Source organism: Microbispora hainanensis, from assembly GCF_036186745.1.
In the GTDB taxonomy this organism is placed as follows: domain Bacteria; phylum Actinomycetota; class Actinomycetes; order Streptosporangiales; family Streptosporangiaceae; genus Microbispora.
Map to the genome: position 1 here is coordinate 7455426 of NZ_CP108086.1, position 24233 is coordinate 7479658.

Consider the following 24233-nt stretch of genomic DNA (forward strand, 5'->3'; position numbering starts at 1 on the left):
CCGGCTCCGCTCAGAGGGCGACGCCGAGGAGCGCGTCGGCGACGTCGCGCACCAGCGCCGGAGACGAGGCGTCGTCGCCCTCCTGCGCCGCCCAGGCGTCGATCACCGCGAGCGCACCGGGGGCGTCGAGATCGTCGGCGAGGCGCTCGCGCACCGCCGCCAGCACAGGGCCGCCCTCGGGGCCCGCCGGGCGCGCCACCGCCGCCCGCCACCGCGCCAGCCTCTCCTCGGCCGCGGTGAGCTGGTCCGGCGTCCACTCCCAGTCCGAACGGTAGTGGTGCGCCAGCAGGGCCAGCCGGATGGCCATGGGGTCGGCGGCCTGCCGCAGCCTGGAGACGAACACGAGGTTGCCCCTGGACTTCGACATCTTCTCGCCGTCCAGGCCGACCATGCCCGCGTGGACGTACGCCCGGGCGAACGGCCACTCGCCGGTGGCCACGTGGCCCTCACAGGCGCCCATCTCGTGGTGGGGGAAGATCAGGTCCGAGCCGCCGCCGGCGACGTCGAAGCCGCTGCCCAGGTTGCGCAGGGCGATGGCGGTGCACTCGATGTGCCAGCCGGGCCTGCCGCGGCCGAGCGGCGAATCCCAGGACGGCTCTCCGGGCCGTTCCGCCCGCCACAGCAGCCAGTCGAGCGGGTGGCGCTTGCCCTCCCTGCCGGGGTCGCCCCCGCGCTCGCCGAACAGCTCGAACATGGTCTCCTCGGAGTAGCCCGAGACCGCGCCGAACTTGGGCGCGGACGCGACCGAGAAGTAGACGTCCCCGTCGATCTCGTACGTGGCGCCCCGCTCGGCCAGCCGGGTGACCAGTTCGGCGATCTCCCCCACGGTCTCGGTCACCCCGACGTACTCGCGGGGCGGCAGGATGCGCAGCGCCTCCATGTCGGAGCGGAACAGCTCGATCTCACGCTCGCCGAGGGAGCGCCAGTCGGTGCCGGTCGCCTCGGCCCGCTCCAGCAGGGGGTCGTCCACGTCGGTGGCGTTCTGGGTGTAGTGCACGTCGTGGCCGGCGTCCCGCCACACCCGGTTGACCAGGTCGAAGGCGAGGTAGGTGTTGGCGTGGCCCAGGTGGGTGGCGTCGTACGGCGTGATGCCGCAGACGTAGAGCCTGGCCTCGCCGGAGGGGGTAGTCTCCCGCACCTCCCGGGCGGCCGTGTCGTACAGACGGAGCATGAGGCCCGAACCGGGCAGCCTTGGGACATTCGGAGCAGACCACGATCGCATGGTGTGAAGCCTATCCGCGCCGCCGGCGGACCCGGTCAGCCGGTGCGCCCCACGAGGTGTCCACTTCGTGCCAGGTGGCGGGGTCGTCCGGCTGGGGGCAGAAGTCGTAGCGAAGCCCCTCCTCCGCCACGGCGACCAGCGTGATCGAGAGGCTGGCGAAGACCCGCCCGTCCGGCAGCCGCCGGCGCATGACCAGCGCGCGGGGATCGTCCCAGGGCATCCCCGCGCCCGAGGCGGGGTCGAGCCACTCCCCCCAGAACCGCTCGGTCGAGCCTCCCGTGGTCCACCCGGGCCGGGCGGCCCTGGCGAAGCGGGGCCGGAACCAAGCGGTGCGCGGCTCGCTCTCCTCGCGATCCCAGCCGGCGTTCACGATCATGTGCACGCCCGCGGGCAGCTTCTCCTCGGCAAGGGACCTGCCGTCCCAGCTCCACAGCCGTACACCGTCGAGCCCGCCGAGAAGCAGATGAAATGGGTCGTACCACGATAAATTGAGCGGCGGGAACTCTCCCGCCGCCGCGGCGAGCAGCGGCAGCTCGCCGCGCGAGTGACGCCTGCCCTCCGAGGCCGCGACGCCGTCGCCGTTGAGCAGCGCGGCCACGCGCCGGTTTTCGGGGTCGGCGGCCAGCCAGGTGCCGCCCGCCTGCAGGTCGCGGCCCCCGACCAGGCCGGGGTACGCGGGCCAGTGCCGGTCCGGTGACATCCACGGCCGCGTGACGAACTCGTCACGCACTCCCGCCAGGAGCACCGGCGCGTCCGCCTCCGGCTCGACGCTCACGATGACCGTACACAATGCGTGTTCCCTCCAATATCGGTAGAGACCCCTGCAGAGTGCACAATTCGCACGTTTTGCGCAAGCCTGACCGAGTCGATCAAATCGGGGGCCACGGTATCGCCGGCCAGTCTTCGGACGGGTGGGGGTGGACCCCCGTGGCGAGCAGCCTCTTGACCCGCTCCCACGTGGCCTCCACCTCGGCCTGGGTCAGCAGCTCGCGCAGGCGCCGGCCGAGACGCCCCCGCTCGATCTCGTGTTCCAGCCGCACCAGCACGTTGACCGCCTCGCGCGGGAGCGCCTTGCCGCGCCACTGCCACAGCACGGTGCGCAGCTTGTCCTCCACCGCGAAGCACACCCCGTGATCGACCCCGTACACGTGCCCGTCGGGCAGCGGCAGCAGGTGGCCGCCCTTGCGGTCGGCGTTGTTCACCACGGCATCGAACACGGCCATGCGGCGCAGGGCGGGGTTGCGGCTGCGCATCAAAGCCATCAGATCGGTCTCGGGATCGGCGTCGATCCACAGCTGCACCATCCCCGGGCCGAAGGGGCCGTCCCGATAGACGGTCGGCGGCACGATGCGCCATCCGGTGGCGGCGGCCACCTCGTAGGCGGCCACCTCCCGGGCCGCGAGCGTGCCGTCGGGAAAGTCCCACAGGGGGCGCTCCCCGCGCACCGGCTTGTACACGCACGCCGCCGTGTGCTCGCCGTTCCTGATGGAGCAGTAGAGCGTCATGTTCGTGGCCTCGACGAGTCGTCCTGCCACTTCTAAGGTGCCCTCCCGCAGCAGGCTCAGCGCCGCCGCGTCGTCCAGCCCCGGCCCGTCCACGTCGCTGATGCTCGCCTCGCCCTCGGCCGTCATCCGGTTCCTCGCCCGCGCGGCGCGAGGCCGCCCTTCCACCCGTTCACCGCCGCGCCTCTCATGCCGACAGTCCTCCGGGGTGGTGGCCGTTGAGGCGGACACAGATGTGGCCCTCGGGGTCGAGCGGCCTGCCGCACAGCGGGCACGGCGGGCGGCCCGCGGCGACCACCTCGAGCGCCCTGCGGCTGAACGCGCGGGCGGCGGCGGCGCTGATCCGCACCCGGAGGACGGCGGGCTCGGGCCGGTCGTCCAGCGGGGGCTCCTCGTCCTCCTCGTCGCCCTCGGTGGCCTCCTGCGCCTCGATGATCACCTGGGCGGTCTCGGGATCCCAGGCGAGCGCCATCGTGCCCACCCGGAAGTCCTCGTCGATCGGCAGGTCGAGAGGGCCCTCGTCGGCCAGCTCCGCGGGGGCCATGGCCGGGACCGGCGCGCGCCCGCCACTGCGCCGCAGCACCTCGTCGAGCAGCTCGTCGAGGCGATCGGCCAGCACGGCGACCTGGAACTTCTCCAGCGCAACCGTGGTGATCCTGCCCTGGCCTCTGGCTTGCAGGAAGAAGGCTCGCGCGCCCGGTTGCCCCACGGCACCGGCCACGAACCTGTCAGGCGGATCGTAGTCGAAGACCGGCATAGCCCGACCTTATGTGGTCCCGGGTCCGCCGCCGACGGCGGCATCGCTTCCGGTGATGGTTTCTCCCCCGTCTTCGTCCTCCGACACCTCCGGCGGGGGCACCAGGTTGGCCACTCCCCCGCCCACGTCGTTGGCCCTGAGCAGGAAGGGACGCAAGGGGGTGTAGCGGATCACCGTGACGGACGCGGGGTCGGCCGTGATCCGCTGGAACTGGTCCAGATGCATGCCCAGGGCGTCGGCCACGATCGCCTTGATCACGTCACCGTGGCTGCAGATGAGATAGGTGGCCTTCTCGCCGAGCCGCTCGTTCCAGTCGCGTACGGCCCGCACGGCCCGGCTCTGCACGTCCGCCAGGGCCTCGCCGCCGGGGAAGACGGCCGCGCTGGGATGGGCCTGCACCACCCGCCACAGCGGCTCCTCGGCGAGCTCCTTCAGCGGCCTGCCGGTCCAGTCGCCGTAGCCGCACTCGCCGAACCTTTCATCGGTCTGCACCGACACGGGGCGGCCCGCCGCGATGGCGGCGGCGGTCTCCTGGCACCGCTCCAGCGGGCTGGACACGATGGCGTCCAGCTCCAGGGGCGCGAGCCGTTCCGCGACGGCGCGCGCCTGCTCCCGGCCGCGTTCGTCGAGATGGACGCCCGGGGTCCAGCCGGCCAGCACGGGGCCGGTCATCGCGGTGAGGCCGTGCCGTACGAGCAGGACGGTCGTCATGACTGCACCACTCCCAGGGCCAGCAGCGTGAGGAGGAACGTCCCGGCGAAGACGCGATAGACGACGAAGATGATGGTCGAGTGGCGCGCCACGTAGCGCAGCAGCCAGGCGATCGAGGCGTACCCGACGACGAACGACACGACCGTCGCGATCAGGGTGGGCGCGACCGGGGGGCCGCCGCCGTCGCCGACGTGGCGCAGCTCGAACAGCCCCGAGAGGATCACCGCCGGGATCGACAGCAGGAAGGAGTAGCGGGCGGCCGCCTCGCGCGTGTATCCGAGGAACATCGCGCCGGTCATCGTGGAGCCCGAGCGGGAGGCGCCGGGGATCAGCGGCAGCATCTGCCAGGCGCCGACGATCAGGCCGTCGCGCATGTTGAGGTCGGCGACCTCTTTCTTCTTGCGGCCCATCTGGTCGGCCACGAGCAGCAGCAGGCCGAAGACGATGAGCATGACCGCGTTCAGCCACAGGTTGCGGGCCGGGCCCTCGATCGCGTCCTTGAACAGCAGGCCGGCGACGCCGATCGGGATCGTGCCCAGGCCGATGTACCACCCCATGCGCGCGTCGAGGTCGCCGCGCAGCTCCGGCGTCCAGAGGCTGCGCAGCCAGGTCCACGTGATACGGACGATGTCGCGCCAGAAGTAGATGAGCACCGCGAGCATGGTGCCGAGCTGGATCACCGCGGTGAACGCCGCGCCGGGGTCGCCCCATCCGGCCAGCTTGGGCACGATCAGCAGGTGGGCCGAGCTGGAGATGGGCAGGAACTCGGTGAGACCCTGCACGAGCCCGAGCACGATCGCCTGTAGTACGTCCATGGTGCGGACAGCCTATCGGCTAGTCTGTCCGCACCATGGACCAGCGACTAGTCGGGCGCAGCGGTCTGTCGGTGTCCAGGATCGGGCTCGGCACGATGACCTGGGCCCGCGACACCTCCGCCGAGGAGGCGACGGCCCAGCTCACCGCCTTCGCCGAGGCCGGCGGCACGCTGATCGACACCGCCGACGTCTACGGGGGCGGCGACGCCGAGCGTCTGATCGGGCGGCTCATCCGCGACGTGGTGCCGCGCTCCGAGCTGGTCATCGCCACCAAGGCCGTGCTCACGCCCGGCGGCGGGCACGACGCATCGCGCCGTCACCTCATCCGCGCGCTCGACGCCTCCCTGACCCGGCTCGGCCTGGAGGAGGTCGACCTGTGGCAGCTCCACGCGTTCGACCCCAGGGTGCCGCTGGAGGAGACGCTCGCCGCCGTCGACTACGCGGTCTCCACCGGGCGTACGGCCTACGCGGGCGTGTGCAACTACACGGGCTGGCAGCTCGCGGCCGCCGCCACGTGGCAGCGGTGCGGCGACTCGCGGGCCCCGATCGTCGCGGCGCAGGTGGAGTACTCCCTGCTGGCCAGGGACGCCGAGGAGGAGGTGCTGCCGGCCGCCGGGCACGTGGGTGCCGGGATCCTCGCCGGGTCGCCGCTGGGACGCGGCGTGCTGACCGGGAAGTACCGCACCGGCATCCCCGCGGACTCCCGCGCCGCCACCCCGCACTTCGCCGAGTTCGTCCGGCCCTACCTGGACGAACGGTCCCGCAGCATCGTGGAGTCGGTGACGACGGCGGCCGAGGGGCTCGGCGTGTCGCCGCTCGCCGTGGCGCTCGCCTGGGTGCGCGACCGCCCGGGCGTGTCGTCGGCGATCGTCGGCGCGCGCACCCACGCGCAGCTTCTCGGCGTGTTGCAGGCCGAGAAGCTGACACTGCCGTGGGAGATCCGCGAGGCTCTGGACGACGTCTCCGACCCTTGAGCGCCGCGCCGGGCGCGTGAGGAGAACGAGAATCGTCCTCACGTATCACACATCGATACCGAACTGCAACTTTCTACTGCATAACCCCGCGCTCCGGCGAAGAGTGGCGGGTATGTCGGGGGATGGACCAGAGCACTGCGGAAGGGGACACATGGGGATCGTAGGCAAAGCCTCCGCGATCTCCGCCGGGGCTCTCGCGATCACCCTGGCCGGAGGGCTCCCTCTCGCCGCATCTCCGGCACAGGCCTTCGACTGCACCAGCGACGGCGGCCTGGTCTCGGGCCTCACCGGCGGCGTCTGCTCCCTGGTGGACGGCGTGAGCCAGCTGGCCGACGGCGTCACCGACATCGCGGACAAGGCCACCGGCGGCGCGACGAAACCGGTCACGAAGGCCGTGGACGACACGTTGAAAACGACCACCGGAGCCGCGGGCACGGCGGTGAACGATGTCGGGAAGGCGGTCGACAAGGCCGGCCGGACGCTCACCGGGGCGGCGGACAGCGCGAGCGGCGGGGCGAGCGCGGCGACCGGAGGCTCGGACGCCTCGGGCGACGCGACGGGCCCCGTGGGCGGGGTGACGGAGGCCGTCAGCGGAGCGGCCAAAGCCGTGAGCGGAGCGGCCGAGACGCTGACGGGCGGCGGAGCCACGAGCAGCCCCTCCCCGGCCATCCAGAAGATCACCGACGGGCTCACCAGCGCCGTCCAGGGCACCTGCCTGCCCCTGGTCGCCGGCGATGACTGCGCGTCCGACGAGGACGACGAGGGCGCGCGGAGCTCCGGGAAGGCGGGGACGGCCGGCAACAAGGCGACCCGGCCCAAGGCGTCCATGACACCCGAGGGCACCCTTTCTCCCGAGCCCTACCGGCCGCGTCTCGTCGCGGCGCTCGAGGACGACCCGAGGGCGGGCCACGCGGGGAAGGTGGACCCGGACGAGGACGGCGTGATCCCCCTCCTCTGGCCCGGGCAGAAGATGCCCGAACTGTCCGAACTGCACGGCGGCCCCGCGGGCGCGTCCACGCGGGCCCAGCGGTCCTACGACGCGGCGGGAACGGCCCTCACCGCGGTTCTGCTGCTCTCGGCGCTGCTGGCCACCCGCGTGGTCTCGGCTCGGCGGGCCCGCGCCGGACAGCAGGAGCCGGCCGAATCGATCCCGTTCGAGGGCGGCCTGCGGCTGCCCGGGAAGGCCGGGCGCCACCGGCTCGCCTGAGGACGCCCCGGGCGTGCCCGGCCTCCTCACCCGCGCCCGGGAGGAGGCCGGACGCGGCTCCGTCAGGAATACCAGGTGGGCTCGGGAATCTCGTCACGCAGCCGGTGGACGCCTACCTCACGGCGCTTGTACGCCACCGGGTCGTGCAGGGTGTGGGTGCGCACGTTGCGCCAGAACCGGTCGAGCCCGTATCGGGACGCGGTCGAGCGGGCCCCCGTGGCCTCGAAGACACGCGAGGTGACCTCCAGGGCCACGTCGGTGGCGCGCGCCTTGGCCGCGGCCACCCGCACCTCGTGCTCGCCGCGCAGCCGCGGGGTGACCTCGTCCGGGTTGAGGTGGAACCACAACCCCTCCCGGGCGACCTCGTCGGCCAGCGCCTCGGCCGCCCACAGCTTGGCGGTGAGGTCGCCGTAGAGGTCGATGACGTACGGCTCGTCGACCGCGCGCTCATACCCGCCGTGCAGCCACGGGCGGGTGTGCTCCCGCGTGTACGCCAGCGCGGTCTCCAGCGCTCCCCTGGCGATGCCGAGGTAGAAGTTCACGAACACGAGCTGGATGGTCGGCACGTTGAGGGTCGCGTAGACGCGCGGCCGGAACTCCTTGTCCACGTAACCGAGGGCGTCGCGCCAGGGCACGCGTACGCCGGAGACCGTGACGCTGCCGCTCTCGGTGAGCCGCTGGCCGATGTTGTCCCAGTCGTCGTGGAAGGTCAGCCCCTCGGAGCCGGAGGGGACGATGGCGAAGACGTGCTTGTCCGTCCCCTCCAGCACGCCCTCCAGCACGGTGACGTCGGAGACCTTGCTGCCGGTGGAGAAGGTCTTGCGCCCGTCGAAGGTGAGCGTGTCACCCTCGTCGCGTACGACGATGTCGCGGTCACGGGGGTTGACGGCCCCGCCGAAGAACCAGCGGTGGCGGGCGGCCTCGGCCTCGATCCGCTCCCACTGCTCGCGGGTGCCCACCAGGCGGGCCGCCCAGTTCCAGAGGTAGTGGTAGCCGAGAAGCTGGCCGATGGAGCCGTCGGCCGCGGCCACCTCGCGGACGACGCGATAGGCGGTGGGCCAGTCCTGTGCCGCGCCGCCGTGCGCCGTGGGTCCGAGCAGCGTTACCAGGCCGGAGTCCTTGAGCAGCCCGATCTCCGCGTACGGGGTCTTCGCGGCCCTGTCGCGCTCCGCGGCGTCGGCCGCGAGAGCGGCCGCCACTTCTCCGGCGCGCGCGATCCACTCGTCCGGAGTGCGCGGTGCCGGGCCGTCCGTCCAGTCCGTACGACCGGCGTGAGCGATGGTCACGTGTCGTCTCCTCTCGTGTGCGGCGCGTCGCGCCTGCCGTCGCCCACCAGGTTAGGCAACATTCTCTACTTGTTAAGTGGGAAAATTGCCGAACGGCCGGTAGGGTCGCCCTTGAACACCGGCGAACCCCTTGGACGAGGTGGACGACGATGCGCATCGAGCAGCTCGAATACATCCGCGCGGTGACCCGTCTCGGCTCGCTGCGCCGGGCGGCCGACCACCTGCACCTGTCCCAGCCGGCGCTGAGCGAGACCGTGCGCAACCTGGAGCGGGAGCTCGGCGTCGACCTCCTCGAGCGGCGCAGGTCCGGCGCCACGATCAGCGACAAGGGCCGCGAGCTGCTGCCGTACATCAACGGCGTGATCGAGGCGGTGGACCGGCTGCGCAGCGCGGCCGACGAGCAGCACCGCATGGCCCGCATGGTCAGGCTGGGCACGGTCAACGCGGCCACGGTCCCGCTGCTGATCCCCGCCGTACGCGCGTTCCGGGAGGCGCATCCGGCGACCCAGGTCGAGGTCGTCGGCGCGCAGCAGGCGGAGATCCACCGGCGCATCCGGGAGGGGAGCTTCGATCTCGGGCTGGTGAACTACCTGACCGGCGACGATCTGCCGCCCGACCTCGCCACGACCGAGTTGCTGCGCGGCCGACCGGTCGTGTGCGTGCGGCCGGACAGCCCGCTGGCCGCGCTGGCCGCGGTCGAGGTCGCCGACCTGCTCCGCGAGCCCCTGATCGTGATGCGCTCCGGCTACGTCATGCACCGCCTGGTGCACCGCCTGCTCGACGGGCGGGCGCCGTCGTTCTCGTATTCGACCGACGGCGCCGAGATGGGCAAGCTCATGGTCGCCGAGGGGCTCGGCGCCACGGTGCTGCCCGAGTTCAGCGTGGCCGGCGACCCCCTCCTGCGCAGCGGCGCGATCACCTACCGGCCGCTGGCGCACCGCGTGGCGGAGGTCCTCCTGGTGATCCAGTCGCAGCGATCCACCTCCGGCCCCCGGGTGGCCCGCGACCTGCACCGGTTCCTCGTGGACCGGGCACGGGAGTGCCGCACCGACGCCCGGGCGCGCGCCACCGGGTGACAGCACACGACGACAGCGACACGACGACAAGCGAGACAACGACAGCGACACAACGGCCGGGGGCAGGGTGACAGGGCGGCCCTATCACTCCCCCGCCGATCGCGTGTGGAACTCCCGGACACGCCCGACGTACGATCCCGATTGTTCAAGTAGGAAATGACTGAAAGGGGTCCTTCGTGTCCGCGAACGTCAGTCCCGAGCCGCTGCGGTTCGCCTACTGGGTGCCCAACGTCAGCGGCGGGCTCGTCACCAGCACGATCGAGCAGCGCACCGACTGGAGCTACGACTACAACCGGAAGCTGGCGGTGCTCGCGGAGAACAACGGCTTCGAGTACGCGCTGTCCCAGGTGCGCTACATGGCCAGCTACGGCGCCGCCTACCAGCAGGAGTCGACGAGCTTCAGCCTGGCGCTGCTGCTCGCCACCCAGCGGCTGAAGGTGATCGCCGCCGTGCACCCGGGCCTGTGGCACCCGGCGGTGCTGGCCAAGCTGCTCAGCACCGCCGACCACCTCTCGGGCGGCCGGGCCGCCGTCAACGTGGTGAGCGGCTGGTTCAAGGGCGAGTTCACCGCTCTGGGCGAGCCGTGGCTGGAACACGACGAGCGCTACCGCCGGGCGGAGGAGTTCATCCGCGTCCTGCGGGCGAGCTGGACCGAGGACAGCGCGCATTTCCAGGGCGACTTCTACCGCCTGCACGGATACGACCTGCAGCCCAAGCCGCTCTCCGGGCCGGACCGCCCGCACCCCGAGATCTTCCAGGGCGGCAACTCCACCGCGGCGCGCGCCATGGCGGGCCGGGTCTCCGACTGGTACTTCAGCAACGGCAAGGACTTCGACGGCGTCACCGAGCAGATCGAGGAGGTCGGCGCGGCCGCGCGGGCCCACGGCCGCCGGGTGCGCTTCGGCCTGAACGGCTTCCTCATCGCCAGGGACACCGAGGCGGAGGCACGCGAGACGCTGCGCGAGATCGTGGCCAAGGCCGACGTCGAGGCGGTCCACGGGTTCCGCGACGCGGTACGCCAGGCCGGCCGGTCCACGCAGGACGGACGGGGCATGTGGGCCGACTCCTCGTTCGAGGACCTGGTGCAGTACAACGACGGCTTCCGCACCCGGCTCATCGGCACGCCGGAGCAGATCGCGCACCGGGCGATCGAGTACAAGAAGCGCGGTGTCGACCTGCTCCTGCTCGGCTTCCTGCACTACCACGAGGAGGTCGAGTATTTCGGCCGCCACGTGCTGCCCATCATCCGCGAGCTGGAAGGCGAGCTCGATGCGAAGGGCGCGTTCCCCGTGGAACCGGCCCGGGCGTGATCCATGACCGATCTCACTCGCACGCCTGCCCAGGCATCGCCGCGCACACCGGGGACCGCTCATGTCGTCACCGGCGACGAGGAGGCCCTCGCGGTCGCCGCCGAGCTCGCCGGGCGGTTCGCGAAGGGCGCCGCCGGACGTGACGCCCGCCGCGAGCTCCCGCACGCCGAGCTGGCCGAGCTGTCGGCCAGCGGCCTGCTCGGCATCACCGTCCCCCGTGAGCACGGCGGCGCCGACGTACGCAGCGCCACGCTGGCGGAGGTCGTCCGCCTGCTCGCCGCCGCCGACCCCAACATCGCCCAGATCCCGCAGAGCCACTTCGTGTACGTCAACGTGCTGCGGCAGCAGGGGTCCGCGGCGCAGCGGGAGTTCTTCTTCGCCGAGGTCCTCGCGGGCAGGCGGTTCGGCAACGCCCAGTCGGAGGCGGGCACCCGGCACGTGCAGGACTACCGCACCCGGCTGCGTCCCGACGAGGAGGGCGGCTACGTCCTCGACGGCGTGAAGCACTACTCGACCGGGGCCCTGTTCGCCGACTGGATCACCGTGCTGGCGAAGGACCCCGCCGACCGGCTCGTCGTCGCGTACGTGCCGGCGGGCGCGCCGGGCCTCACGGTCGTGGACGACTGGGAGGGCATGGGCCAGCGCACCACCGCCAGCGGCACGGTCCGGCTGGAGGGCGTGCGGGTGCCGGCCGACCGCGTGGTCCCCCACCACCTGACCTTCACCGGGCCGCAACTGCACGGCGCCCACGCGCAGCTGCTGCACGCCGCGATCGACGTCGGCATCGCCCGCGCCGCGCTCACCGAGGCCGCCGAGTTCGTCCGCACCCGCAGCAGGCCCTGGTTCGAGAGCGGTCTCGACCACGCCGCCGACGACCCCCTGACGATCCAGCGCTTCGGAGAGCTGGAGGTCTCCGTACGCGCCGCCGAGGCGCTGCTGGGCGAGGCGGGGCGGGCGGTCGACCAGGCGCGCGAACACCTCGACGACGAGACCGCGGCGGCGGCCTCCATCGCCGTCGCCACGGCGAAGGCGTTCGCCGACCCGGCCGCCGTGCAGGTCACCGACGCACTCTTCGAGGTGTCGGGCACCAGGTCGGCGCTCGACTCGCTGAACCTGCACCGGCACTGGCGCAACGCCCGCACCCACACCCTGCACGACCCGGTGCGCTGGAAGATCCAGCACATCGGCCGCTACGCGCTGAACCGCACCCCTCCCCCGCGTCACGGCCTCATCTGATCCCGGAATCCGTCCCATCCCGAACCCGGTCCCCTCTGACGGAGGTTCCGCCATGTCCACCATCGTCGTGCTGTCGGGCAGCCCTTCGGCCGTCTCGCGCACCGCGGCCCTGAGCGCCCACCTCGCCGAGCGGCTGCGCCTCGGCGGCCACGAGGTCCGCACCGTGCACGTACGCGACCTGCCGGCGGAGGCGCTCCTGTCCGCCGACACGGGCCACCCCCGGATCGCCGAGGTCGTCGGCCTCGTCGGCGAGGCGGACGGCGTCCTGGTCGCCTCACCCGTGTACAAGGCCGCCTACAGCGGGCTGCTGAAGACGTTGCTCGACCTGCTGCCGCAGTTCGCGTTCGCGGGCAAGGTCGTGCTGCCGATCGTCACCGGCGGCAGCCCCGCCCACGTGCTGGCCATCGACTACGCGCTGCGCCCGGTCCTGACCTCGCTCGGGGCCGACCACGTCGTGCCGGGATGGTTCGTCCTCGACCGGCACATCACGATCCGCGGCGACGAGGCCGGCCTCGACCCGGATCACGCCGCCCCGCTCTACCGCGTGGTCGACGCCTTCGCGGCGGCCGTGGCCGCACGCCGCCCGCTGCTGGCCGCGTCCTGAGGAGACCATCGATGACACTGACGTTCCACTGGTTCCTGCCCACGTACGGCGACAGCCGCCACCTCGTCGGCGGCGGGCACGGCACGGACATCACCACGGCCGGAGGAGACCGGCCGGCGTCCCTGGCGTACCTCGGGCAGATCGTGCGCGCCGCCGAGCAGCTCGGCTTCGAGGGCGCGCTCACCCCCGCCGGGGCCTGGTGCGAGGACGCCTGGCTGACCACCGCGATGCTGGTCGCGGGCTCCGAGCGACTGAAGTTCCTGGTCGCCTTCCGTCCGGGGCTGCTGTCGCCGACGCTCGCCGCGCAGATGGCCGCCACGTTCCAGCGCCACTCGGCCGGACGCCTGCTGGTCAACGTCGTCACCGGCGGCGAGGACCACGAGCAGCGCGCCTATGGCGACCACCTCACCAAGGACGAGCGCTACGAGCGCACCGACGAGTTCCTCACGGTCGTACGCGCCCTGTGGCGCGGGGAACGGGTCACCCTGGAGGGCAGGCACATCAGCGTTGTGGACGCCGCGCTGAGCCGGGTGCCGTCCCCGGTGCCCACCGTGTATTTCGGCGGGTCGTCCCCGGCCGCGGGCAAAGTGGCGGCGCGGCACAGCGACGTCTACCTGACCTGGGGCGAACCGCCCGCGCAGGTCGCCGGGAAGCTCGCCTGGATCCGCAGGGAGGCCGCCGCGGCCGGCCGCGAGGTGCGCTTCGGCATCCGGCTGCACGTCATCAGCCGGGACACCTCGGCGCAGGCGTGGGCGGAGGCCGAGCGGCTGCTGTCCGCGCTCGACCCGGCGGTCATCGCGTCGGTGCAGGCCGGTCTCGCGCGCAGCGGATCGGAGGGGCAGCGGCGGATGCGGGCGCTGCACGGGGGCCGCACGGACGCGCTGGAGGTCTCCCCGAACCTGTGGTCGGGTGTGGGGCTCGTCCGCGGCGGCGCGGGCACGGCCCTCGTCGGCAGCCACGTCGAGGTGGCCGAGCGGATCGAGGAGTATCACGCTCTTGGCATCGACGAGTTCGTGCTGTCCGGTCACCCGCACCTGGAGGAGGCCTACTGGTTCGGCGAGGGCGTCCTGCCCCTGCTGCACCGCAGGGGGCTGTGGCGGCACCCGGTGGACGCGCCCGGCGACCAGGTCCCGGCCGCCATCCCCTTCGCCGGCGCCGCGTCCCGGTGACGGGCGACGCGGGCTCCCGGGCACCGCCTGCGCGCCCCGGCGCCGCCCGGGAGCGGGCGCCCACGGTGCCGGGCCGAGCGGGCCTCGCTCGGGATCGGCGCGTAACGAGGAAGGCGGACGCGAGGCCGCGAGATCGGCGCCCACGGTGCCGGGCCGAGCGGGCCTCGTTCGGGATCGGCGCGTAACGAGCGGGCAATCGGCCCATGCGGGATCGGCGCGCGGCGAGGAAGGCGGACGCGAGGCCGCGAGATCGGCGCGCACCGGCCCGGTGAGGGGTCCGTGCGGGATCAGCGCGCGCAGCGGGTCTTCGCGTGGGGGCCCTCTCCCTGCTCGCTGACCACCCATCCCTCCACCCACACGCATCCCCGTGCGAGGGAGAGCATGTCGCCGTAGGCGCCCGGCGGGGTGTTGTTCGCCCATCGGGAGCGCACCTGGGCGTTGTCCGCAGGACGATGCGCGGCCAGCCACACGGTGTAGAGACGGGGATTGTCGAAGTACGCCGACGCCCACGCCGTGTCGCACTCGGGACCACGCCGCAGCCGTAGCGTCCCGAACCGGGTGCCGTCGGGCAGGTTCAGCGGAACGGCGTCGAGCGTCTCGATCGTCTCGAGGACGTCCGCGCATCCACGGGCCCGGGGGTCGTCGCCGTCCATGTTCTCGGCCCGGCTCACGTCCCCCGCATGGTCGGTGACGTGCTGGTTGCGCGCGATCCAGCCGGGCGCGAGCCGCACGCCGCCCCCGGCGGCGCCCAGCGCCACCACACCGGCGACCACCAGGACGCCGGCAAGCGCGAGCAGCCGCCCGCGCCGCCGCGCGCATCCTGCGAGGCCACCGCGCCCGGCCTCCGGCCCGGCATCGGGGCCGCCGTCGTGCGCGCTGCCGTGCCCGCCGGCATGACCGTCACCCTGCCCGCCGCCATGACCGGCACCACCGGCACCACCGGCACGAGCGACGCCGCTGACGCCGTCGGCCTCGGGCGGCGAGACGACCTCTACCACGCCGGGAGCCGGGCCATCCCCGGCTGCCGGGGCAGGTGCCGGGCGTTCCGCCCTCCGCCCCGAGATCTCCGCGCCGACCTCGTGCCAGCGCCGCGCCCACGCGTCCTCGTCACCCCCGCAGGCGCGTACGAACGCGAGGGTGACCTCAAGGCTCGGGAAGACCCGGCCGCCCGCGGCCCGCGACAGCACGGTGGGCGAATAGTGCGCCCTCTCCGCGAGGGCCCGGTAGGTGGGCGACCCGGCCTCCTCGCGCAGCCGCCGTAACGCGACGGCGAACGCCTGCACGGGCCCTTCCCCGGGATCGAGATCGCGCTCCGGTCGTCCCATGGTCCCCACCGAGTTCGACGGCCACGTCGCCGCGGGCGACGCCGTCCGGGGCGTACGGGGGACGGGGAGGCCCGGGCACCACGCTCGCGTCTGACGGCTCCTGCTCACCGCGGAGAACCGCGAGCGTCAGACACGCCCAGATGCTAAGCGCAGGAACGGGCCGCGGCAAGATTCGCCTGCCGCGGCCCGTACGCCCGCCTGACGATGAAGGCGGGATGTCGCGAGAGGGGGTGCCGTCAGGCGCCCATCGCGTGCACGCCGCCGTCGACGTGGACGATCTCGCCGGTGGTGGCGGGGAACCAGTCGGACATCAGCGCGACGCACGCCTTGGCGGCGGGGGCGGTGTCGGCCAGGTCCCAGCCGAGCGGCGCGCGCTCCGGCCAGGAGTCCTCGAACTCCTTGAACCCGGGGATGCTCTTGGCCGCCATCGTGCGCAGCGGACCGGCGGCGACGAGGTTGACCCGGATGCCGTGCTTGCCCAGGTCACGGGCGAGATAGCGGGAGCACGACTCCAGCCCGGCCTTGGCCACGCCCATCCAGTCGTAGACCGGCCACGCCTTGGTGGCGTCGAAGTCGAGGCCGACGATCGCGCCGCCCTCCTTCATCAGCGGCAGGCACGCGACGGCGAGCGACTTGAACGAGTACGTCGAGACGTGGACCGCCGTGGCGACGTCCTCCCAGGAGGTGTTGAGGAAGTTGCCGCCCAGGCAGGTCTGCGGGGCGAACCCGATCGAGTGGACGACCCCGTCCAGCCCGTCGAGGTGCGCGCCGACGCGGTCGGCGAGCGTGTCGAGGTGCTCGTTGTTCTGGACGTCCAGCTCGATCACCGGCGGCGGCTCGGGCAGCCGCTTGGCGATGCGCTCGACCAGGCTGAGGCGGCCGAAGCCGGTCAGCACGACCTGGGCGCCCTCCTCCTGGGCCAGCTTGGCCACGTTGAAGGCGATCGACGCGTCGGTGAGGACGCCGGTGACCAGCAGTCGCTTCCCGTCCAGCAAACCCATGTCCAGCTCCAGTCAGTCGGGTGTCGGGCTCAGTGGCCCATGCCGAGGCCGCCGTCGACGGGGATGACCGCCCCGGTGATGTAGGAGGCGTCGTCGCTCGCCAGGAACCTGACGACCCGGGCGATCTCCTCGGCCTGCGCCTGCCGCCCGAGCGGGATGCTCTTGCGGATCTGCTCCTGCTGCGCCTCGTCGAGCACCGCGGTCATGTCGGTCTGCACGAACCCGGGCGCGACCACGTTGACCGTGATGCCGCGCGAGCCGAGCTCGCGGGCCAGCGACCGGCCGAAGCCGACCAGGCCGGCCTTGGAGGCGGCGTAGTTGGTCTGGCCGGCCGAGCCGGACAGGCCGACGACGGAGGAGATCAGGATGATGCGCCCGCGCCGCATGCGCAGCATGGGCCGCACGGCGCGCTTGGCGACGCGGTAGGCGCCGGTCAGGTTCGTGTCGATGACGTCGGTGAAGGTCTTCTCCTTCATCATCGGCAGCAGCGTGTCCTTGGTGATCCCCGCGTTGGCGACGACGACCTCGACGGGGCCGTGCTCGGCCTCGGCCTTCTCGAAGGCGGCGTCGACGTCGGCGGAGCTCGTCACATCGCAGCGAACTCCGAACAGCCCCTCCGGGGGCTCGCCGGAACGGTAGGTGACGGCGACGGCGTCTCCCGCGGCGGACAGCTCACGGGCGATCGCGAGGCCGATGCCGCGATTTCCGCCGGTGACGAGAACAGAGCGAACCATGCGACCGACCGTATCGGCTACTTGGGGGTAGTCCACTTGTCCGCAGGGCACAAGATCACAGGGTTAGGATCGTGGACATGCGCCAGATCGACCCCGACTTTCTCGCCCTGCCGCTGCGGCGGCTGGCGGACGCGGCCCTGCAGCGCGCCCGTGACCTGGGAGCCGAGCACGCCTCGTTCCGGCTCGAACGCGTACGCGCCGAGACGCTGCGCCTGTTCGACGCCCGGCTCGAAGGCTCCTCGGACGCCGACGACCTCGGCTTCGCCGTACGGGTGATCAAGGATGGCACATGGGGCTTCGCGTCCGGGATCGAGCTGACCCCGGAGGCGGCGGCCCGGGCCGCCGAGGAGGCCGTGCGGGTGGCGGCGGTCAGCGCGCCCATCAACCGTGAGCCGGTGGAGCTCGCCCCCGAGCCGGTGTACGACGACGTGACCTGGGTGTCGTCCTACGAGATCGACCCGTTCGACGTGCCGTTGCCGGACAAGGCGGCGCTGCTGGCCGAGTGGTCGTCCGGCCTGCTCGGCAGGGTCGACCACGTCTCGGCCTCGCTCATGCAGGTCAAGGAGCAGAAGTTCTACGCCGACACGGCCGGCACGGTCACCACGCAGCAGCGCGTGCGGCTGCACCCGGTCCTGACGGCGATGCGGGCCGACGGCGAGCGCTTCGACGACATGCGCACGCTCGCTCCCCCGGCCGGCCGGGGGTACGAATACCTGACCGGCACCGGCTGGGACTTCCCCGCCGAGCTGGCCGAGATCCCCGACCTGCTGGACGAGAAGCTCAAGGCGCCCTCGGTCGAGGCCGGCACGTACGACCTGGTGATCGACCCGTCGAACCTGTGGCTGACCATCCACGAGTCGATCGGCCACGCGACCGAGCTCGACCGGGCGCTCGGCTACGAGGCGGCCTACGCGGGCACCTCCTTCGCCACCTTCGACCAGCTCGGCAGCCTCCACTACGGCTCGCCGGTGATGAACGTCACGGGCGACCGCACGGTCGAGCACGGCCTGGCCACCGTGGGCTGGGACGACGAGGGCGTGGCCGGTCAGTCGTTCGACATCGTCCGCGAGGGCACGCTGGTGGGCTACCAGCTCGACCGGCGGATGGCACTGCTGAAGGGCCTCGGGAGGTCGAACGGCTGCGCGTTCGCCGACTCCCCCGGGCATGTGCCGATCCAGCGGATGGCCAACGTGTCGCTCCAGCCCGCCGCGGACGGCCCGTCCACCGACGAGCTGATCTCCCGGGTCGCGCGCGGGATCTACATCGTCGGCGACAAGAGCTGGTCGATCGACATGCAGCGCTACAATTTTCAATTCACCGGGCAGCGCTTCTACAAGATCGAGAACGGCCGCCTCGCCGGGCAGCTGCGCGACGTGGCCTACCAGGCGACCACGACCGACTTCTGGCGCTCCATGGAGGCAGTCGGCGGCCCGGAGACGTACGTGCTCGGCGGCGCCTTCAACTGCGGCAAGGGCCAGCCTGGCCAGGTCGCGCCGGTCAGCCACGGCGCCCCCGCGGCCCTGTTCCGCGGCGTACGGATCCTCAACACCGTCCAGGAGGGTGGCAGCAAGTGAGCGACCGGGTGACCACACCGCAGGAGACGGTGGAGCGGGCGCTCGCGCTGAGCGAGGCCGACGCCTGCGTCGTCATCGTGGACGAGGGCTCCACCGCCAACCTGCGCTTCGCCGGCAACACGCTGACGACCAACGGGGTCGCGCGCTCGTCCCGGCTCACCGTGATCTCCGTCGTGGGCGCCGGGGTGGGGGTCGTCTCGCGCTCCGCCGTACGGGCCGACCAGCTCGCGGACGTGGTGGCCGCGGCGGACCGCGCCGCGCGGGAGGCCCAGCCGTCCGAGGACGCCCGGCCCCTCGTGGAGGGCGTCGCCGGAGAGGGCTGGGAGCGCCCGGTGGAGCCGACCTCCATCGACGTTTTCGGGGGGTTCGCCCCCGCGCTCGGCGAGGCGTTCGCCGCCGCCGACGCCTCCGGACGCAGGCTGTACGGCTTCGCCGAGCACAGCATGACCTCGACGTTCGTGGGCTCGTCCACCGGCCTGCGGCTGCGTCACGACCAGCCCACCGGGCGGCTCGAACTGAACGCCAAGTCCGCGGACATGACGCGCTCGGCGTGGACGGGCGTGGCCACCCGCGACTTCTCCGACGTGGACGTGGCCGCCCTCGACGAGACGCTCACCCGGCGGCTCGACTGGGCCAAGCGGCGGATCAGTCTGGAGCCGGGCCGCTACGAGACGCTCCTGCCGCCGACGGCGGTCTCCGACCTGATGATCTACCTGTACTGGTCGGCCGGCGCACGCGACGCCGCCGACGGCCGCACGGTGTTCTCCAAGCCCGGCGGCGGCACCCGCGTGGGCGAGCGGCTCTCGACGCTGCCGGTGTCGCTGTACAGCGATCCGGCGCGGGCCGGCGTCGAGTGCGCGCCTTTCGTCGTCGCGCACTCCTCAGGCCGGGAGCAGTCGGTGTTCGACAACGGCCTGCCCCTGGGCCGCACGGAGTGGATCAGCGACGGCACGCTGGCCAACCTCGTGCAGACCCGGCACTCCGCCGAGCTGACCGGGCTCGCCGCCACCCCGCAGATCGACAACCTGATCATGACGGGACCGGAGGACGGGCGCTCGCTGGAGCAGATGATCGCCTCGACCGAGCGGGGCCTGCTGCTGACCTGCCTGTGGTACATCCGCGAGGTCGATCCGCAGTCGCTGCTGCTGACCGGCCTGACCAGGGACGGCGTCTACCTGGTCGAGAACGGCGAGGTCGTGGGCGAGGTCAACAACTTCCGCTTCAACGAGTCGCCGGTCGACCTGCTCGGCCGCCTCAGCGAGGTGGGCCCGAGCGAGCAGACGCTGCCGCGCGAGTGGAACGACTGGTTCACCCGCGCCGTCATGCCACCGGTCCGGGTGCCCGACTTCAACATGTCGACGGTCAGCCAGGCCAGCTAGGGCGGCGGCCGGCCGTACCTTTCGAAGGCGCTCGGGCCCTGTACGCTCGCCGAACGACAGGCGGCCCTGCGAGAACGTACGAGAGAGAACCCGCCGAAGCGCCGATCGGCAGGGCCGCGGCAGCGCCCTGCCGACGGTGATCCGCGGCGTCGTCCGAGGCGCACGAGTGGGGGCGGTGGTCGGGCGCGGGGGTGGTGCTCGGGATGGCGGCCGCGGCGGGCGCCCCGTTGCTCGGCCGCCGATGGCGCAGAGGATGGCGCGGGGGTCACTCGCCGGAGACGGCCTGTTCCCGCTTGCGGGCTCGGTAGGCGCGCAGGTTCGCGGCGTTGCCGCAGACCCGTACGTCGTGCCAGACGCCGCTGTTGTTGCGTGAACGGTCGTAGAACGCACAATCGCAGCGCTCGTTGCGGCATACCTTCAGCCGCCGCCACTGGTCGGTCTGCTGGGCCTGGAAGCATTCGATCAGCACGAGCGATGCGACCCTCCGCCATCCGGTGCCCGAAGGTTCCGCGACGACGGTGCCGTGCTCGTCGACCTGCATCGAGACGGACAGGGTGGGAAGGGCGGCCAGGACCTGCGCGGACACGGCCTCGGCGCCGTCGCCCTGATCGGAGAGAAGCCTGCGCAGAGCCCATCGCAGATCCCGCAGCGCCTCGCAGTCACGATCGGCGAGGTCCACGGCAGGAGCGGGCCGGCCGGTAGCGGTGCTCCACTGGGCGAGCGCCTCGCTCAACCACGTCCGCGCGGTGGCGGGGTCGTCGAGCCAGTCGGCATGGCGCGGCCTGCCGGCGGGCGAGGTGTTGAGCAGGTCCTGGACGAACGCGAGACCGCCGGGAGCAGGTTCCAAGGCGTAGCGCTCGGTGGCCGGCCACGTCATGGCGTCGTCCTTTCTCCGGGGACCGGACATCCCCTGGCGTCACGTAGCACCGACATGGTGTGTCCGCGGATCTTAACGAACGTGTCCGCACTACCGGCGGGCCCGTCAGGTCCTCCCTTGGTGCTGTGGCATACGACCCCGTGCCACCCTGTCACGGCCTCGCCCTGGCGCGACCTCACCCCGGCGCGACCTCACCCTGGTGCGGCCTCACCCTGGTGCGGCGTCGCCCCGGCACGGCCTCGCCCTGGTGCGGCGCGCTGGGTCACAAAGCGAGCAGGATGCGGCCGAAGGGGCCGCTCTCGGCGAGGAGGCGCTGCGCCTCGGCGGCCTTCTCCAGCGGGAGGACCTGCGCCACCTTCGGGTGGAGCTCGCCCTGCGCGACCAGGTCGAGCAGGCCGCGTTGGCGGCGTTGACCTGCTCGGGGGTGAACAGGGCGAAGCGGAATCCGTGGATGTGGGCGTTCTTCCAGATCAGGCCGGTCACGTTGATCTCGGCACGCATTCCGGCCGCGTAACCGATGCTGACGAGGGTGCCGCCCACGGCCAACGAGCCGAGTGCCTCCCCGGTGACCGAACCTCCGACGCCGTCCAGCACGACGTCCACGCCCTTGCCGTCGGTCAGCCGCGCGACCCCTTCGCGCAGCGACTCGCGGGTGAGGTCGATGACCTCATCCCCGCGGCCAGTCCCGAGGCGCCGGGGTCTTCGACCCGTCCCACGCCGAAGCCGCCCGGCCGGATCGGCAGCGGCTTGTGCAGGGCGGGTGCGAGTTTTCCCGCACGCACCGTCTCGTCCAGCGGGTTGACCCCGGCCACCGACATCCTGACGAGCACCTGCCCCCCGGCAGGCACCGGCAGGGGCCTTTCCCGGAGCTCCAGTACGTCGTAGCCCCCGAACCGGTCGTACTCAATCGCGCGCATGGCTTGTTCCTCACCTCGGCCCTCCGATCGGCCGGATGACCGACGGCTCATGATGCGAAAGAAGCTTAATAAGTTTGCCTATGTCTGTCTATTGGCAGAGTCGAGCCCTGCCATCACGTCGGCGTCGCCGTACGTCCAGGATGGACAGCCCAGCAGGGCTTCGAGTGCGGCCGAGATCAACATATGTGACATCTTGACGGCCATGTCTCTCCGGGAGCCGGCCGCGAGCCGGGATGCCGCCGCGCCCGGGGCGGGACGCGCCGGACACGGGCCACTTCGATCAGGCTCGCTTCGGCCTTGAGCACGGGGCGTTCGCCGGGCGCACGCCGACCTGGTACGCCGAAATCCGGCGGCGATCGTGGCCGTGGTGTCACACCGGTCGATGCCCGAAGACCCCGAGGCGCTCCCACTTCATCGGCGGCGTCGAGGCGGCCGTGGCCGGGCGCAGGAGCTTGCGGGTGACCGCATGGTCGATGTCGCCGCCGGCCACATCGGTGGCCAGTGCTTGCCGCGATCCTGATCGACGAGGCACGCATGGACGCCGCATCCGTCATGTTCGGGTCCGGCAGGCGCCGGCGGCGTCCCACTCCCGGCACGCGAAGGGAACGTCATCGTCCGCGCCGGCAAGGGCGAGACCTCCGGCGAGATCCCGCTCCCGGACGGCACCGCGCGGACCCCTCCCCCTCAGCAGGGGGCCGAGCATGGACGCCGGTCTTGCCCGGCGTCCTCGGGCCCTTATTCGGCGTCCTCCAGGCGGAAGCCGACCTTCATGCCGACCTGGAAATGGGCCACCTCGCCGTCCACGATGTGCCCGCGCACTTCGGTCACCTCGAACCAGTCAAGATGCCGAAGCGTCTGGGCGGCCCGCCTGACGCCGTTGCGGATGGCCTGCTCGACGCTCTCGGCCGAGGTGCCCACTATCTCGGTCACCCGATAGGTGCGGTCCGACATCACGTCCTCCTGGCTGTGCGTCTCACATGATCGTATCGCCGTGCGGGCGTCGCCCCCGCCCCCCTCGGGGTCTACCGTGGAAATCGTGAATCCATGGCGCAGGTTGCGAAAAGACCGCCCGGTCGTTCACCAGGTGACGGACGCCCAGCCGTCGCTGACCGACGACGTGCGCAAGCGGGAAATCAGCTACCTCATCAAGATGGGCATCCGCCTCGTGTGCCTCATTCTGGCCGTGGCGGTACCCGCCCCCTGGCCCGTCAAGGCCCTGTTCGTCGCGGGGGCCGTTCTTTTGCCATACCTTGCCGTTATCGGGGCCAATCAGAGAGGTCACGAGCCTCCTCCGCCCCCTGACTTGACCTCGTCTGACCAAAACGAGATACCACGCCATCGACGCGAGATCGGGTCGTGACAAAGTCTTGACGCAACCCATGGGTTGGAGGTGTACAGTTTAGCCAAGCGCTCTGGTCCCCCGTCGGAGCGCTGGTGCCGGCGTTCCGGGCCCCCGTCGGAACGCCGATGAAGCGACGCCGGGTGGTTTGCCCCCGTAACCACCCGGCGTCGCCCTTTTTCGAAGAATTCGTACGGGCCTCACGGACCGGCCGTCGCGGTCGTCCCCGGCGGGGACGGCCCTTCCGCCGAACGGCCCCCGGCGCCCGCCCTTCCCCTCCACGCGGCGCGCCGGGGCCGTGGAAGCCGGCGTCAGGAGCCGGGGGTGTCGGTGGTCTCCTTCCGCTCCGCGTTCACGTCCGCCCAGTCCTTCGCCATCCGGGACAGCCGCTCCACCACATCCGGCGGCGCGGAGCCCGCCCCCTGCGCCAGCCCCATCAGGTAGGCGGTCAGCGGGGCGGCGGGCCGCGCCACTCCGTGCGCCACATCCCTGGTCAGGTCGAGCACCGCGGTCCGGTCCACCCGCGCGGGATCGATGCCCAGCTCACGGCAGACCAGGGCCGTCCATTCCTCCAGCACGTTCACGCGCACTCCCCTCACCCGCGCTCTCCGGCCCGCTCGCGGGCGGCGCGCAGATCGTCGTCGGTGTCGCAATCGAACCACGGCGGGATCTCCCCGGGCGCCACCGGCGGGCGCACGGGCACCGGCCCCAGCGGGCCGAGCACCCCGCGCAGCGACCGCCCCGCGTACGCGCCGAGCGCGTCCCGCAGAGCGGCCGTCCGCCACGCGCCGGTGAGCCACTGCTCACGCCCCTCGTCGTCCACGAGCACCGCGCCCGCGCCGTCGCCGGGCACGGCCGCGAGGAGCGCCCCGACGTGCCCGGCGACGACGAACGGCAGGTCGGCGGCGAGCAGCACGACCAGCGGGGACGTCACCACGGCGAGCCCGGCGCGCAGCGCCGGCACCGGCCCGACGCCCGGCGGGTCCTCACGGGTGAACAGCACACCCGGCATGTCCCTGGTCGGGCCCACCACGACCACCGCGCGGGCGTCGCGGACCGCCGCGGCCACCCGTTCGACGAGGGGCAGCCCGCCGACGAGCGCGCCCGGCTTGTCCGCCCCGCCGAGCCGCTCGGCCCGGCCGCCCGCCAGGATCACGGCGTCGTACGGCGGCGGGCAGGCGGCCTCGCCGTCGCCGGTTCCGGAACGGGGACGCACGG

The 24233-nt window shown here is 72.4% G+C and carries 27 protein-coding genes and 1 pseudogene; 10 read left to right on the forward strand and 18 right to left on the reverse strand.

What is annotated here, in order from left to right; all coding sequences use genetic code 11:
- Nucleotides 1-10: 10 nt before the first annotated feature.
- From mshC to OHB01_RS34060, 6 genes are all read right to left on the reverse strand, one after another.
- Nucleotides 11-1222, reverse strand: coding sequence for a cysteine--1-D-myo-inosityl 2-amino-2-deoxy-alpha-D-glucopyranoside ligase (gene mshC / locus OHB01_RS34035; protein WP_328710333.1), 1212 nt, complete (start codon nucleotides 1220-1222; stop codon nucleotides 11-13).
- A 10-nt stretch (nucleotides 1223-1232) separates the two neighbouring features.
- A complete protein-coding gene (locus OHB01_RS34040; RefSeq protein ID WP_260617229.1) occupies nucleotides 1233-1997 on the reverse strand; it encodes an NRDE family protein in 765 nt (254 codons plus the stop codon).
- A gap of 94 nt (nucleotides 1998-2091) precedes the next feature.
- Nucleotides 2092-2853 carry an SCO1664 family protein gene (locus tag OHB01_RS34045; RefSeq protein ID WP_142647406.1) on the reverse strand — a complete coding sequence of 254 codons (762 nt, stop codon included), beginning with the start codon at nucleotides 2851-2853 and terminating at the stop codon, nucleotides 2092-2094.
- A gap of 58 nt (nucleotides 2854-2911) precedes the next feature.
- Nucleotides 2912-3481 carry a DUF3090 family protein gene (locus OHB01_RS34050; protein ID WP_142647407.1) on the reverse strand — a complete coding sequence of 190 codons (570 nt, stop codon included), beginning with the start codon at nucleotides 3479-3481 and terminating at the stop codon, nucleotides 2912-2914.
- A 9-nt stretch (nucleotides 3482-3490) separates the two neighbouring features.
- The gene (locus OHB01_RS34055) at nucleotides 3491-4192 is read right to left on the reverse strand and encodes a histidine phosphatase family protein (RefSeq protein ID WP_142647408.1); all 702 of its coding nucleotides are present in this window, start codon (nucleotides 4190-4192) and stop codon (nucleotides 3491-3493) included.
- On the reverse strand, nucleotides 4189-5007 hold the full coding sequence (locus OHB01_RS34060) for an undecaprenyl-diphosphate phosphatase (RefSeq protein WP_147942494.1): 819 nt from the start codon (nucleotides 5005-5007) through the stop codon (nucleotides 4189-4191). The genes OHB01_RS34055 and OHB01_RS34060 overlap by 4 nt, the downstream gene beginning before the upstream one ends.
- 35 nt (nucleotides 5008-5042) lie before the next feature.
- Between OHB01_RS34060 and OHB01_RS34065 the strand changes: the two genes are divergently transcribed.
- Both OHB01_RS34065 and OHB01_RS34070 read left to right on the forward strand, forming a co-directional pair.
- Nucleotides 5043-5981: an aldo/keto reductase gene (locus tag OHB01_RS34065; protein WP_328854521.1), complete on the forward strand. Its 939-nt coding sequence runs from the start codon at nucleotides 5043-5045 to the stop codon at nucleotides 5979-5981.
- Nucleotides 5982-6132: 151 nt separating this feature from the next.
- Nucleotides 6133-7188, forward strand: coding sequence for a hypothetical protein (locus OHB01_RS34070; protein ID WP_328854522.1), 1056 nt, complete (start codon nucleotides 6133-6135; stop codon nucleotides 7186-7188).
- Between the two features lie 62 nt (nucleotides 7189-7250).
- Here OHB01_RS34070 and OHB01_RS34075 read toward each other — a convergent pair whose 3' ends face one another.
- The gene (locus OHB01_RS34075; RefSeq protein WP_221889907.1) at nucleotides 7251-8474 is read right to left on the reverse strand and encodes an acyl-CoA dehydrogenase family protein; all 1224 of its coding nucleotides are present in this window, start codon (nucleotides 8472-8474) and stop codon (nucleotides 7251-7253) included.
- Nucleotides 8475-8623: 149 nt separating this feature from the next.
- On the opposite strand from OHB01_RS34075, the gene OHB01_RS34080 reads away from it, so the two are divergent.
- The 5 genes from OHB01_RS34080 (at nucleotide 8624) to OHB01_RS34100 (ending at nucleotide 13869) form a co-directional block, all read left to right on the forward strand.
- On the forward strand, nucleotides 8624-9550 hold the full coding sequence (locus OHB01_RS34080; protein ID WP_142647412.1) for a LysR family transcriptional regulator: 927 nt from the start codon (nucleotides 8624-8626) through the stop codon (nucleotides 9548-9550).
- A 176-nt stretch (nucleotides 9551-9726) separates the two neighbouring features.
- Nucleotides 9727-10860 carry a dimethylsulfone monooxygenase SfnG gene (sfnG, locus tag OHB01_RS34085; RefSeq protein WP_142647413.1) on the forward strand — a complete coding sequence of 378 codons (1134 nt, stop codon included), beginning with the start codon at nucleotides 9727-9729 and terminating at the stop codon, nucleotides 10858-10860.
- A gap of 3 nt (nucleotides 10861-10863) precedes the next feature.
- Nucleotides 10864-12096, forward strand: a complete 1233-nt coding sequence (locus OHB01_RS34090; RefSeq protein ID WP_328854523.1) for an SfnB family sulfur acquisition oxidoreductase — start codon at nucleotides 10864-10866, stop codon at nucleotides 12094-12096.
- Between the two features lie 52 nt (nucleotides 12097-12148).
- The gene (gene ssuE, locus OHB01_RS34095) at nucleotides 12149-12700 is read left to right on the forward strand and encodes an NADPH-dependent FMN reductase (RefSeq protein WP_142647415.1); all 552 of its coding nucleotides are present in this window, start codon (nucleotides 12149-12151) and stop codon (nucleotides 12698-12700) included.
- Between the two features lie 11 nt (nucleotides 12701-12711).
- Entirely contained in the window at nucleotides 12712-13869 is a 1158-nt protein-coding gene (locus OHB01_RS34100; RefSeq protein WP_328854524.1) for an LLM class flavin-dependent oxidoreductase, read from the forward strand.
- Between the two features lie 287 nt (nucleotides 13870-14156).
- Here the strand turns inward: OHB01_RS34100 and OHB01_RS34105 are convergent, their stop codons facing one another.
- The 3 genes from OHB01_RS34105 to OHB01_RS34115 form a co-directional block, all read right to left on the reverse strand.
- Entirely contained in the window at nucleotides 14157-15194 is a 1038-nt protein-coding gene (locus tag OHB01_RS34105) for a helix-turn-helix domain-containing protein (protein ID WP_205830162.1), read from the reverse strand.
- A gap of 236 nt (nucleotides 15195-15430) precedes the next feature.
- Complete coding sequence (fabI, locus tag OHB01_RS34110; RefSeq protein ID WP_142647417.1) at nucleotides 15431-16195, reverse strand: enoyl-ACP reductase FabI; 765 nt, start codon at nucleotides 16193-16195, stop codon at nucleotides 15431-15433.
- Nucleotides 16196-16224: 29 nt separating this feature from the next.
- On the reverse strand, nucleotides 16225-16929 hold the full coding sequence (locus OHB01_RS34115) for a beta-ketoacyl-ACP reductase (RefSeq protein WP_328854525.1): 705 nt from the start codon (nucleotides 16927-16929) through the stop codon (nucleotides 16225-16227).
- Nucleotides 16930-17006: 77 nt separating this feature from the next.
- Between OHB01_RS34115 and OHB01_RS34120 the strand changes: the two genes are divergently transcribed.
- Together OHB01_RS34120 and OHB01_RS34125 are read left to right on the forward strand one after the other, a co-directional pair.
- Nucleotides 17007-18503, forward strand: coding sequence for a TldD/PmbA family protein (locus OHB01_RS34120; protein ID WP_147942492.1), 1497 nt, complete (start codon nucleotides 17007-17009; stop codon nucleotides 18501-18503).
- On the forward strand, nucleotides 18500-19882 hold the full coding sequence (locus OHB01_RS34125) for a metallopeptidase TldD-related protein (RefSeq protein ID WP_142647420.1): 1383 nt from the start codon (nucleotides 18500-18502) through the stop codon (nucleotides 19880-19882). The genes OHB01_RS34120 and OHB01_RS34125 overlap by 4 nt, the downstream gene beginning before the upstream one ends.
- 265 nt (nucleotides 19883-20147) lie before the next feature.
- Here OHB01_RS34125 and OHB01_RS34130 read toward each other — a convergent pair whose 3' ends face one another.
- The 6 genes and pseudogenes from OHB01_RS34130 to OHB01_RS34150 form a co-directional block, all read right to left on the reverse strand.
- Nucleotides 20148-20759, reverse strand: a complete 612-nt coding sequence (locus tag OHB01_RS34130; RefSeq protein WP_147942491.1) for a CGNR zinc finger domain-containing protein — start codon at nucleotides 20757-20759, stop codon at nucleotides 20148-20150.
- Nucleotides 20760-21021: 262 nt separating this feature from the next.
- The gene (locus tag OHB01_RS40020) at nucleotides 21022-21228 is read right to left on the reverse strand and encodes a zinc-binding dehydrogenase (protein ID WP_396689362.1); all 207 of its coding nucleotides are present in this window, start codon (nucleotides 21226-21228) and stop codon (nucleotides 21022-21024) included.
- A 2-nt stretch (nucleotides 21229-21230) separates the two neighbouring features.
- Nucleotides 21231-21422, reverse strand: a pseudogene (locus OHB01_RS40025) (zinc-binding dehydrogenase); the annotation flags it as partial.
- On the reverse strand, nucleotides 21377-21676 hold the full coding sequence (locus tag OHB01_RS34140) for an alcohol dehydrogenase catalytic domain-containing protein (protein WP_205830163.1): 300 nt from the start codon (nucleotides 21674-21676) through the stop codon (nucleotides 21377-21379). The gene OHB01_RS34140 and the pseudogene OHB01_RS40025, both read right to left, overlap by 46 nt.
- Nucleotides 21677-22046: 370 nt before the next feature.
- Entirely contained in the window at nucleotides 22047-22208 is a 162-nt protein-coding gene (locus OHB01_RS34145) for a hypothetical protein (protein WP_185948965.1), read from the reverse strand.
- Between the two features lie 203 nt (nucleotides 22209-22411).
- Entirely contained in the window at nucleotides 22412-22627 is a 216-nt protein-coding gene (locus OHB01_RS34150) for a dodecin (protein WP_142618849.1), read from the reverse strand.
- Nucleotides 22628-22712: 85 nt separating this feature from the next.
- On the opposite strand from OHB01_RS34150, the gene OHB01_RS34155 reads away from it, so the two are divergent.
- On the forward strand, nucleotides 22713-23036 hold the full coding sequence (locus OHB01_RS34155) for a DUF3099 domain-containing protein (protein ID WP_328710338.1): 324 nt from the start codon (nucleotides 22713-22715) through the stop codon (nucleotides 23034-23036).
- 290 nt (nucleotides 23037-23326) lie between these two features.
- Here the strand turns inward: OHB01_RS34155 and OHB01_RS34160 are convergent, their stop codons facing one another.
- Both OHB01_RS34160 and mobA read right to left on the reverse strand, forming a co-directional pair.
- The gene (locus OHB01_RS34160) at nucleotides 23327-23599 is read right to left on the reverse strand and encodes a DUF6457 domain-containing protein (RefSeq protein WP_142647422.1); all 273 of its coding nucleotides are present in this window, start codon (nucleotides 23597-23599) and stop codon (nucleotides 23327-23329) included.
- Between the two features lie 11 nt (nucleotides 23600-23610).
- Nucleotides 23611-24231: a molybdenum cofactor guanylyltransferase gene (mobA, locus tag OHB01_RS34165; protein WP_142647423.1), complete on the reverse strand. Its 621-nt coding sequence runs from the start codon at nucleotides 24229-24231 to the stop codon at nucleotides 23611-23613.
- Between the last annotated feature and the right edge of the window lie 2 nt (nucleotides 24232-24233).